The sequence below is a fragment of the uncultured Granulicatella sp. genome, assembly GCF_963516875.1.
Taxonomy (GTDB): Bacteria; Bacillota; Bacilli; order Lactobacillales; family Aerococcaceae; genus Granulicatella.
This window is the reverse complement of the sequence record NZ_CAUQCL010000020.1, coordinates 18828-31559: the sequence shown is the minus strand read 5'-3', so window position 1 is coordinate 31559 and position 12732 is coordinate 18828. Positions and strand designations below refer to the sequence as shown.

The following is a 12732-nucleotide window of genomic DNA, read 5'->3' as shown; positions in this document are numbered from 1 at the left end:
TACGAGCATTTAAGAAAATATAAAAAGATAATTAGAAATTTATACTTTGTTTATACAAAAAAGAGACGACTTCAGTCGTCTCAAAAAAGTCTAACTTTTTAGGGTCACTACAGCAAAGCTGATGGCGTCCATTGCTACTTCAGAAAAGTCAATTTCTATTCTATTTCACTTGTTGGATGTGCCAAATTCTATCTGCATATTCTTTTACAGCACGATCTGCTGAGAAAATACCCGCTTTTGCAGTATTCACTAAACTCATCTTTTGCCATTGTTTTTCATCATTATATGCCTCTTCAATTTGTTGTTGCGCATAAATATAAGATTCAAAATCTGCTAAACACATAAATGGATCATCATTTAATAAATAATCTACTAAGAAATTAAAGTTCATACCTCCAACAGTCATCGTACGAATGAAATCAAGTGTTTGTTTCACTCGTTCAGAACGATTATACCATTCCCAAGGTTTATACCCTTCTGCAACTAATTGATTAACTTCTTCTGTTTTTAATCCGAAAATAACAATATTTTCTTCACCAACTGCTTCTAAAATTTCAACATTGGCACCGTCTAATGTTCCTAGTGTAATGGCTCCATTTAACATCAATTTCATATTACCAGTACCACTTGCCTCTTTACCAGCTTGAGAAATTTGTTCACTAACATCTGCTGCTGGTAAAATAATTTCTGCTAAACTTACTTTGTAATCTGGAATAAAGACTACTTTAATGTATTCTCTTACTAATTCATCACTTTCAATTAATTGAGAGATAGAATGGATAAATTTAATAATATTTTTTGCCATATCATAACCTGATGAAGCTTTTGCAGCAAAAATAAAGGTTCTTGGTGTTGGTCTTAATCCTTGATATTTAATCGCTTGATATAAATAAACAATATGCAAAGCATTTAATAATTGACGTTTATATTCATGAAGTCGTTTCACTTGTACATCAAAAATGGAATTTGGATTTACCGTAATTCCTAATGTATCTTGAATATAAGCTGCTAATTGTTGTTTCTTCTGATGTTTAATATCCTTTAATGCATGTAAAACTTTTTCATCATCTTTATACTCTAATAACTTAGAAATTTTAGATAAATCTTTTACAAAATCAATACCGATTAATGATTCTAAATAATTCGTTAACTCAGGATTGGCTTGTCCTAACCATCTTCTATGTGCAATACCATTTGTCACATTACCAAATTTATCCGGATATAAAGCATAAAATGAACGGAATGTAGAATCGACTAAAATATCACTATGCAATTTTGATACACCATTGACATAATGGCTACCAACAATTGATAAGTTCGCCATTTTAATCATACCATCATAAATAATAGCTGTTTCTGGTAATGTCATTTCATAACCCATATCAATCACCCATTGACAGAAGCGACGATTAATTTCTTCTATAATAGAATAAATTCTTGGAAGAATTGGTTGGAATAAATCCACAGCCCATTTTTCTAACGCTTCAGACATAATCGTATGGTTCGTATAAGCAAATGTTTTCGTAGTAATTTCCCATGATTTTTCCCAAGAATAATGGTATTCATCAATTAATAATCTCATAAATTCTGCTACTGCCATCGCTGGGTGAGTATCATTAATATGAAGTGCTGCGTATTCATGGAAGTTTTCTAATGTTCCAAATTCACGGTAATGATTTTTCACTAGTTGTTGTAGTGATGCACTAATGAAGAAATATTGTTGTTTAATTCGTAATTCTTTTCCTTCTCTTGTGCTATCTGCTGGATATAATAATTTAGAAATAGAAGATGCAATCGCTTCTGCTTCTGAAGAACGAGAATATTCTCCACGTTCAAATAATTTCATATTAAATCCTGTTTTCGCCTTTGCTTCCCATAAGCGTAAAGTATTAACAGTATCTGTATCATATCCTGAAATTAATAAATCATACGGTTCAGCTTGAATAGCCGTATAATTTTCATGAGTCACACGGAATCCTTCTGGTGTCATTTCTTCTTTAATATTTCCATAGAAACGAACTTCCACTTCTTCATCACTACGATAAACTAAACCGTATTTTCCTAAATCTAACCAGTGATCCGGAAATTCTTGTTGCCAACCATTATTAATCACTTGCTTGAAAATTCCATATTCATATAAAATTGAAAATCCTGTTACTGGATAATCTTGACTTGTTAGTGCATCTAAATAACAAGAAGCTAGACGTCCTAAACCGCCATTTCCAAGCCCTGGATCAGGTTCAATTTGATAAATTTCATCCAAAGAAATATGATGTTTACTTAAATATGTTTGAATTTCTTGTTCAATTCCTAAATTAAATAAATTATTTCTTAACGTTCTTCCCACTAAAAATTCCATGGACATATAATACGCACGTTTCACTCTGCGTTTTTTTAATTCTTGTTCATATCCAAATTTCTTTTGAGATAAAATATCACGAACACTTCTCATCATCGCTTCATAAACTTGACGTTTACTGGTATGATCAATCGTTACACCAAATTGAATTTGTAATGTTTGCTCCATACGTTGTTGAAAATTTAATGAATTCACAAAAATCACCTTAACCCTTTTTATAAAATTGATTGATATAATGAAACATATTGCTTCGCAGATTGATTCCAACTAACATCTTTACTCATTGCTTGAGAAACAATGGATGTCCAATTTCCCTTTTGAAAATCATAGACTTCTTTTGTTCGTCTTACTGCATCTAATAAATCTCCAGAATTAAAACTTTCAAATGTAAATCCTGTTCCATGAACCCCATCAAATGGTTGAACAGTATCATATAATCCTCCTACACGATGAACAATTGGAACTGTTCCATAACGCATAGAAATTAATTGTGATAAGCCACATGGTTCAGTTTTAGAAGGCATTAAAAATGCATCACATGAAGCGTATACTTTTGAAGACATTTCACTTGAGAACATAATTAAACTTCTAACAACATCATGTCTACGATATTCTAATGAGCGTAAGGCTGATTCATAATGAGCATCACCCGTTCCTAAAATCACTAATTGGATTCCTAAATCTAACAATTGATCTGCTACGTCTAAAACTAAATCAATTCCTTTTTGATGCGTTAATCTTGTAACCATTCCTACCATCATCTTATGAGGATTTTCTTCTAAGGCCATTTGTCTTTGAAATGCTAATTTATTTTCCACTTTTTTTGTGATTGAGGATAAAGAATAATTTTTTTCTAAATGAGCATCTGTTTCTGGATTAAATGTATCTGTATCTAGTCCATTCACAATTCCTACTAATTTTCCTTGCTCTACTTGCAATATTTTATCTAGTCCATAAGAAAAATACGGATTTAAAATTTCTTTTGCATAAGTTTGACTGACTGTATTCACACGATTTGCTAATTGAATCGCTCCTTTTAATAAGTTCAAATCACCATTATAAATCAATGCATCAAAATACTTATTATCTAATCCAAATAAATCTCCCATACTATACGGATTAAACTTTCCTTGGAATTCAATATTATGAATAGACAATACAGTTTGCATTCCTTTATAAAATTCCATTTCTCTTGATTTGAAGTCATCTAAATAAATAATGGATAATGCTGTATGCCAATCATTCGCATTAATAATATTAGGTTGATAATCAATATGAGGTAAAATTTCTAATGCAGCTTTTGAAAAGAATGCAAAACGCTCACCATCATCTTCTTGTCCATAAACAGTTGAGCGATTAAAATACTGTTCATTATCAATAAAATAATACGTAATTCCATCGATATTACACTCAAAAATACCACAATAAGCTTGTCTCCAGCCTAATTGCACAAAAATATGTTTTTTATATACTAAAGGAAATTTTTCACGATTGATACTTGAGTAAAGTGGTAATACTACTCTTGCTTCTACTCCTTCGGCTTGTAACGCTTTGGGAAGTGATCCAATCACATCTCCTAGTCCACCAATTTTTACAAAAGGGGATGCTTCTGCAGCGATAAATAGAACTTTCATCATCATTCTCCTTTTTAGGTTAATAGGAACTTGCTTCTAATCAGTTTGAAATAAAATTCACTGATTATTTCCTATTATACTCTTATTTATCACAAATTAAACTATAATATTGTTTTGTTTTTAACTTTTTAATGAACTTTACAGGAACGATAAAAACGACAGTCCTTACGACTGCCGTTTTTTAATTTTTCTATTCTTTCATTGTTTTTTGAATTAATTTTCTAAAAGTTTGAGAATAAATCTTTGCTCGATTTGGAATACATTCCATCACTCGATTTGCATAAGGAGAATTGATAGAACGTGTATCTAAAATCCATATTTCTGCTTTTTCTTGATGCGGACGATTCATTCTTCCTAATCCTTGATAAAATTGTTGTAACATTTTTTCCAAAGCATAATCTTGGAAATAATGACGATTTTGTAATTTCATTTCCTCAGCAATGACTCTTTGCTGTAATTGTGTTGGATTTGGGAAAGGTAATTTTGGAATAATTAATTGATCAATGGATACCTCTCCGCTATCAAAACCTTCCCAAAAACTATACACGCCTAATAATAAGACAGATTCTTGTTGTTGAAATTTCCGCTGAACCTTTCTGCTCGACTGATTCGTTCGTTGGACTAATAACGGAATATCTGGATGTTCTAATAACACTTGCTCCAATTCCTCTAGCATTTCAATGGAATGAACCAATACTAGACATCTTCCTTGTTTTCTTTGATAAATATCTAGTAATTGTCTCGCTAATAATTCCACTCTTTCAGGTGTCACAATGATGGAAGGAGTCGGTAAATCTGTCGGTATAAATACAGTATGTTCAAAATTTTGATACGTTTTTGGTAAAAATAATCCATCTTCTTGTTTTACGATTGAATGAAATAGTGGTGTAAAGATTGGAATAGTTGCAGAAATACCTATAAATTGATACATATATCCATATATTTCTCTCCACATTTTCAATGCAGATTTCATACTTTCTAGTTGTAAACTATATTGCCCTTTTTTCAACACATAAGAAACGGCAACATATCCCTCTTCTTGTTTTAATAAAAGAACCATTTCTTGTACTAACTTTTGTAAACAAGTATGAGTTTTTTGAACCAGTTCATCATTGCATTTAAAATCAAATGTTAGTTTTAATAGATCAATACAAGCTGATTTTACCGCTGCTAATGTTTGATGATGAATACTCTTCTCCCATTCTTCTGCAGATAGCAATATAACCGAAGTAGGATAACTTTCTTTTCGAATCATTTGCATCCATTCTTCATATAAGTCACAAATCTCAAGTAATCGACGATTAATTTGTCTAGATTGATGTTCTTGAGTACTCGACATTTCTAAATAACTTTCTAAATGGTATTCGTTCCACTCCATTTGTATTTGCCATAATGCATCAAATTCCAATAATTTTTGTTCTTGGCTTTCTAAAACATGCTCCAATTGTTGTACTTCATCCATGATCACAATTGGTTTATCAAAATGGTCTCTTTGAGGAGCTTGTTTTAAATATTGGACTAAAAATGCTTGGTTCGTAATGACCATTTTAGACTTTCTCGCATGTCGTATCGCTCTACGATAGAAATCCATTTTAGAGAATTGTCTTTCTTTTCTAGTAATTTTCTCCCATATTTCACGATGATAAAATAACGAATTACATTCAGATAAATCTCCTGAAGTTGTATGTGCTAGCCATTTTAATAATCCAATGACTGTTAAAGCACTTTTCTGATTTTGATATTGTTCATATTTTTCTAAAACTTCAGCTAGTCCTGACAATGAAAGATAATGCTCTTGTCCTTTGACAGTTGCAATTGGAAGTGAGATTCCTAATGCTTCTTCCAACGGTTTGATTTCCTGCTCTACTAATTGCTGTTGTAGTAAAATCGTCGAAGTGGCAATCCATATTGGATGATTTTGCGACTGAACTTGTAAAGAGACTAGTAAATACGCTAACGTTTTTCCAAGTCCAGGTTCCGCTTCTACCCAATTAATAGAATGACCAAAATTCAATCTTTCCAACATAAATTCAATTAATTGAACTTGTAAGGGGTGATATTCAATGACCTTTTTCTCCACTAATTGATGATATAGTTCCAATGCATTCCATTTTTGTGTCTGTTCATCATCTTCATCTTTTTCAACAATGGGATTCAATGCAAATCCCTCTATAAAAATAAATTCTTTTTCTTTTTGAGATACTGAAGCGTTTTGACAACAGTCATGAATCACTTTCCCTGTTTCAGCCATTAAACTATCTGCAAATAATGACATTTGTTGTAAAGTAGGTGGAGGTAATTGTTCTAATTCCTCTAAACAGTTCAAAAATAATTGAGCAGTTGCATACGCATCACTTCCTGCTGAATGAATTTGTTGATGTGGAATCTCTAATAATTGCGTTAAATCTTGCAGACGATAACTCTCAATCGTTGGATAACAAATTTGCGCTAATTGAACAGTATCCACACAAGGAGCACTCCATTCAATTCCTGCTAATTCTCTAAAACTTTCTACTAAGTAGGAATAATCAAAACTGATATTATGAGCTACAAATGTTTTTCCTTCTAATAATTGAAAAATAGTTGAGGCAATTTCATCAAAATAAGGGGCTTGCTTCACTTCTTTCTTGTCGACTCCTGTTAATTGTTGAATCTCATGAGGAATCGTTGTTTCTGGATTTATATACAAATCTACTTGAGTAACAATTTCTCCCTGTTCGATAATGGAACAACCGAATTGGAAAATTCTTCCACCTTCTTCAAATTTAGGCCCTGTCGTTTCTAAATCCACTACTGCATAACTCGTTTTCATTCTCTCACCTACTTTTCTCATAAAATTAGTTTACTAACTCTTTTAGGGAAACGCAACTATTCTCATAAAAAAGAAGTACACTTCCTTATAGTTAGAAATGTACTTCTATTTCTATTCTTCATTTTTTGGGAACTCTATTGTTACCGTAACAAGTTTTGTATCTTTTTCTAAATGATATTTAAAACCATAATGTTCTAATAAATTTTGAACGACTAATAAGCCAATACCTGTTTTCTTCTGTTCCTCTTCTAATAAATCATTCATTTCTTCTATTCTATCATTCACTTCATTTTGAATGATGAGGCAATTTTCATCTGAAATAATTCGAATAATTGAACCTTTTTTAGCATATTGATAGGCATTACTAAAAATATTAGCGAGTACAATTTTAAAAGCTTCCTGACCAATTAATAATTGCTTTGAAACAATATGACTATGAATCGTTAAATTTCTCTTCATCGCAATCCAATGATGGTCCTGAGAAACTTTTTGAATTTCTTCTTCGAGGGAAATCCATTTTGCTTTTTCTCCTAGGGCTTCCTTCGATTCCTTCAATAGTGCCACCACTTTAACGGTCAGTCCATCAACAATTTGAATACATTCATCAATATAATAATCACGATTTTTATATTTTCCAACATGATATTTCATATTTTCTAAAATGATTTTTAAACTCGCTAAAGGAGTTTTTAAGTCATGCGAACGTCCACGGAAGAATTCATATTTAATTTTTTCTAATTGAAGAATCATTTCATTCTTTTCTTCTACATCATCAATCACTTGTAATAAATTAATATACAGTTGATTAATTTGTGATTTTAATTCACCAATCTCATCAGTCGTCTGAACTTCTAACAATGCATGACGATCCAATTGTTTCATTTTTCTCATTGTCTTTTTCATCTGTTGTACTTGTTTCGTTAACATTCTCGCATAAATCCAAGCTATCATCAGTGACATCAGAAATGATAGGAACAATGTATACGGTAAAAATTTCCAACTTAAAGAAATCGCTTCTTTTTGTAAATCAGCAGTTGCTATAAATTGTAAGTTTAAATTTTCTCCGCTTTTCGTTTGAATTTGTCGCTCTTCAATGACTAAAGAATTAGTATGACTTGAAAAATCAGCTGGTATCCCTTGACTAATTTCAAATTCATTAGAGCCAGTTTCAGCACCTGTCATCAAAGTAATATCGTTACCTTTCGAATATAGATTTACAAAATCCAAAATTTGACTTTCTTCTTTTAAATTTAAACTGGAAGAAATTTGATTTGCTTTGATACTTAGCTCCTGCTGTTTCGTTTCTAGATAAGTTTTAGGAAAAATAAAATAAATTGAAACATGAATACCAATCACCAACATACTTAAAATGAAAAAAGTAGTCGCTAAAATTTTTGGAAATATTTTTAATGATTTCATAGTCTCTCCAATTTATATCCCACATTACGAATTGTAATAATACAATCTAATGCTAATTTTTTACGTAATTCTTTCATATAGACATCAATCACTCGATCAAAAGGAATTTCATCAGTTTCTTTCCAAACTTGATCAATAATTTGCTGCCTACTTAACGCTTGCCCTTCATGATCGACTAAACATTTTAAAATTTCAATTTCTTTCGCATTCATATCTACTTTTTCGCCAGAAAGACTTGCTGTATAACTAGAGAAATTCACACTCGTATTTTGATAAGTAAACACTTCTGTATCCGGATAATATCGTTTCATCAAAGCATCAATTCTCGCTTTTAAAACAGGTAAAGAAAAAGGCTTTTCAATATAGCCATCTGCTAATTGACTAAAAGCTTTTAATTGGTATTCTTCATCGCTAAAAGCCGTTAACATTAATGCAGGTATGGAACTTTTTCTTCGAATATATTCTAAAACTTCTAATCCATTCTTTTTCGGCAATTGAATATCTAATAATACTAAATGAACTTCATTTGAATCGAATAAATCGATGGCTTCTTGTCCATCACTTGCCGCAATCATCTCATAATTACATTCACTTAAATAATCACAGACTCCTTCACGAATCATTGCTTCATCTTCAACCATTAAAATTCTCACAGCTTCATCTCCTCTCAATCTTATTATAAATGATTTTCTTATTTCTGTTCTTCTCATTTCATAAAAAGTGAGCAGACTAAGAATCTACTTTGAATTCTTTGTCTGCCCTTTTATCCATCTATTTCATTTTTAATTACAGTATATTATTCCTAGAGGTTCATCTTTTCTCCCCGTGATTTTAACCTTCTATTCAACATCCATTAATAATTCTTTAGGATTTTTACTAAATGTTTTCACACTAGCGATGGTTAATGCAACGCCTAATACCACAATCATAAATCCAACAACATAAAGTATATTTGTTGGTTGAATCACCATTTCTAACGAAGTTAATGTCTTATTAAAGCCATCTACCTCTGCTCCACCACCTAATCCCGTAGATGCTGCTTGTTTTCCCATTTGTTTTGCAATACTTGAAGTAACACTAGCAAGCAATTGATTTCCAACTGTTTTTCCTGTAAGAGTGGCTACTAAAACAGCACCTATAAATGCTGGCAAACTAATGAACAATAACTCCCATACGAATTGTCCAAAGATTTCCATTTTCGATAAACCAATCGATAATAGAACTCCAATTTCTCTTTGTCGAGCATTCATCCATAAGAATAGTAATAATGCTACTGTAATTCCTGCAAATGCAATCGATCCAATAAATAATTTATTTGCGATAGCATACATCCCCGAAATTGATTGTTGTAGGGCCGGGAAGTTAGAAGAACTTTTAACTAAGTTATAGTTTTTCCAATTAATCGCTAGTTTCCCTAAATCTTTAATCACTGTATCTAGATTTTTATTTCCTTTAACAAAAAATGTGGCATCTTGATACACTGCTGTATCTTCAGTATTTCCATATACTTTAGCGGCAGTATGAATATCCGTTACTAAAGTATTTTCATATAATTCTTGTGCAGCTGTAACTTTTGTTTTATTATGTCCATCAAACAGACCTTTAATTTCAACTTCTACCGTTTCATTTGCACCTTTTTCATTATCCGCATCATACACATTTGATTTTAATGTAATTTTATCGCCCACTTTTAAGTGATTCTTTTCAGCTAAATCTTTATGCATTAAAATTTTATGTTTATCTGATTCTACTAATGGACTCCCTTCCACTAATTGATAAGCACCAGAAACAAATTTATTTTCTTTTGCTGAATCATTAACTCCTGTTAACATCACGGCACGTTTAAATTTCTTAATACGATCAGGTGTTAATACTCCTTGAGTTTCTTTTGTTTCAATAATATCGTAGTCTGCTAAATCAGCTACACTATTAATTCGTTTAACTGTTCCTTCGATATCTGGAGATTCAGAGATTTTTTTAATATCCTCTCCTTTAATGTTTCCTCCTCCACGAGGTGTTCCTTGATTCACACGACGATTAATTTCCATTGAAAAACTATTTGTAATATTTTTAAACACTTCTTTTGAAGCTTGATTTGTTGCATCTTTCATCGATAATCCAATCATACTTAATGTCGCCATAGATAATACAACAGCAAATAATACGAACGATTTAAAGATTTTTCTTGAAATATAAGCAAATGCGTTTTTTATCATAATCTTTCTCCCTTAACTTATTTCACTTCGTGAAGTTTTGTTTCACGCAATTCTAATATCGTATCTGCAGCATTTGCTACTTCTTTACTATGTGTGACAACAATGACACATTTTTGTCTTTCTTTTGCTAATGCTTTTAGTACATCAATAATTTCTCCTGCAGTTTGTTCATCTAAATTTCCCGTTGGTTCGTCCGCTAAAATAATCGGAGCCTCTGAAACTAATGCACGAGCAATGGCTACCCTTTGTTGTTGTCCACCTGATAATTTTAGAACATTACGATTCACATGACTTTCTTCTAATCCTAATTGTAATAAAATTACCTTTGTAGCTGTAGGATTAACTAAGCGAATATTTTCTAAAGGAGTTAAATAATCAATTAAATTATAATTTTGGAATACTAAGGAAATATGATGTTTACGATGATAACTATCTCCTTTTTCTTGAATATCTTCTCCTTCAAATAAAATCTTTCCACTTGTTGGATTATCTAGTGCTGCTAATAAGGATAATAATGTTGATTTTCCAGAACCCGATTTTCCAATAATTGCGTAAAATTTTCCTGCTTCAAATTCTTGTTCAATTTGGGATAAAACAGGTTGACGTGCTTCCTTATATTGATAACTTACTTTATTCATTGATAATACACTCATATTCATTCTCCTAACTCATTTTTGATAATATTTCTTTTGGTTTTTTCATTAAAAAGATTCCTAATGTTACAGCAAGTGAGAATACAATCACTATTGCTAATAATGCATAACTTTGACTAAACACGCTCATTACTGCCTGTTGTCCTCCTTTTGAAATAAAGTTTCCTAAAGGAGATTGTTCCTGTTCCATCGATATAAATCCATTCATTAATTGATGAACCATTATAGGTCCTAATGCAAGCGAAACAAGAATAGCTGGAATCGTCAATAAAAATAATTCAACAAAGAATTTTCCAATAATCCAAGCTTTATGAATTCCAATCGATAATAAAATACCTATTTCATAAATTCTTTCTCGGACACTTAACATTAGCATTAGAGATAAAACAACTGCTCCAGCAATTAATATCCCTACTGTCATCCACTGAACCATACTTTGAAGACCTGTAATACTTTCTAATATATCATCGAAATCTTGCTTTTGATCCTCGATTACAAACTCTTCCCAATTGAATGGTAAAGCTTCTATTGCTTGTTTCATTTTTAGTAATTCTTCACTTGATGAAGCATAGATATTTAATCCTGTCACAACTTCCCCTAATTCACTAGCAAAGAGTTGATGAATGGATTGATAATCCGTAAACACTGTATTTTCACTATAATCAGAAGTTAATCCTGTATAAGTTTCTTGCTTTTTTCCAGAAAAAATTCCAACAATTTTATAGTTCACTTTTTTCTTTTCACCAGTTTCTTGTTGGATTACATCAAGAGTTATCGTATCTCCAATATTCAATTGATTTTTAGAAGCTAATTCTTCATGAATCATGATTTTATGAACATCCGTTGCTTCTATTATTTTTCCCTTTAACAATGAGAAAACTCCACTTGAGAATAGTTTTTCTCGATTCACTTGACTACTAGAATTGAGAGAAACAACATTTTTCATTTCTTCGTCAATATTATCTCGTTGAATTTTTTCTTCCCCAGTTACCACTGAGTGATTTTCTAATTTAGCAATGGTTTGATAATGTTTTTCTAAAGATTCATTATCTGCAACTTTCTTTATCTCTTCCACTTGTTTAAATGAAAAACTTGTTCCATCTTTTTTTCTAAATTCAAACGAAGAAGTTGTCGTTTGTTTTAATTGTTGTTGCACTGTGGAAGTCGTAGATAATAACCTCATACAAGCAAATATACAAGATAGAATAACGCTAAATATCATTAATAATATTAGACTTTTCTTTTTCTTTCTTAAAATATAGAGTACTGCATTTATTATCAAAGGAATAACTCCTCTCTCACATTTCTTATCTGTAATTTATTATAGAGAGCGTTTATGAAATGTATATGAAATGAAAACAAAAAAGGGAATTAAGTTATCTTTCGAACTTAATTCCTTTTTTTCATCAATATAAATATCGTCGTCTTTTACACCATTGTTTGTTGACTCAACAATTCTACTTACTTATTCCGCTAATCTAGTTGTTGTTGTCCATTAAAAAAAATTATAATTATTAAATTCATTTACAATCAATACAGATAAATGATTTTCTTATATTCAACAGATATATAATCTTCATATCTTCAATTATATAGATAGTATTCTCAGCATTTTTCCCTTTATTATTTTTTTCTTTTA

The 12732-nt window shown here is 31.1% G+C and carries 8 protein-coding genes; all 8 read right to left on the bottom strand.

What is annotated here, in order from left to right:
- Positions 1-160 precede the first annotated feature (160 nt).
- Positions 161-2554 carry a glycogen/starch/alpha-glucan phosphorylase gene (locus tag RWM24_RS07370; protein ID WP_314112994.1) on the bottom strand — a complete coding sequence of 798 codons (2394 nt, stop codon included), beginning with the start codon at positions 2552-2554 and terminating at the stop codon, positions 161-163.
- A 20-nt stretch (positions 2555-2574) separates the two neighbouring features.
- Positions 2575-3993 carry a glycogen synthase GlgA gene (glgA, locus tag RWM24_RS07365; protein WP_314112992.1) on the bottom strand — a complete coding sequence of 473 codons (1419 nt, stop codon included), beginning with the start codon at positions 3991-3993 and terminating at the stop codon, positions 2575-2577.
- Between the two features lie 190 nt (positions 3994-4183).
- Positions 4184-6805, bottom strand: coding sequence for a helicase C-terminal domain-containing protein (locus RWM24_RS07360; protein ID WP_314112990.1), 2622 nt, complete (start codon positions 6803-6805; stop codon positions 4184-4186).
- Positions 6806-6916: 111 nt separating this feature from the next.
- Positions 6917-8224, bottom strand: a complete 1308-nt coding sequence (locus RWM24_RS07355; protein ID WP_314112987.1) for a HAMP domain-containing sensor histidine kinase — start codon at positions 8222-8224, stop codon at positions 6917-6919.
- Positions 8221-8877: a response regulator transcription factor gene (locus RWM24_RS07350; RefSeq protein WP_314112985.1), complete on the bottom strand. Its 657-nt coding sequence runs from the start codon at positions 8875-8877 to the stop codon at positions 8221-8223. Before RWM24_RS07350 ends, RWM24_RS07355 begins: the two co-directional genes overlap by 4 nt.
- A 186-nt stretch (positions 8878-9063) precedes the next feature.
- Positions 9064-10440 (bottom strand): FtsX-like permease family protein, encoded by a 1377-nt coding sequence (locus tag RWM24_RS07345; protein WP_314112983.1) that lies wholly within the window; start codon positions 10438-10440, stop codon positions 9064-9066.
- Positions 10441-10457: 17 nt separating this feature from the next.
- A complete protein-coding gene (locus tag RWM24_RS07340) occupies positions 10458-11093 on the bottom strand; it encodes an ABC transporter ATP-binding protein (protein ID WP_314112981.1) in 636 nt (211 codons plus the stop codon).
- 10 nt (positions 11094-11103) lie between these two features.
- Positions 11104-12375, bottom strand: coding sequence for an ABC transporter permease (locus tag RWM24_RS07335; protein ID WP_314112979.1), 1272 nt, complete (start codon positions 12373-12375; stop codon positions 11104-11106).
- Between the last annotated feature and the right edge of the window lie 357 nt (positions 12376-12732).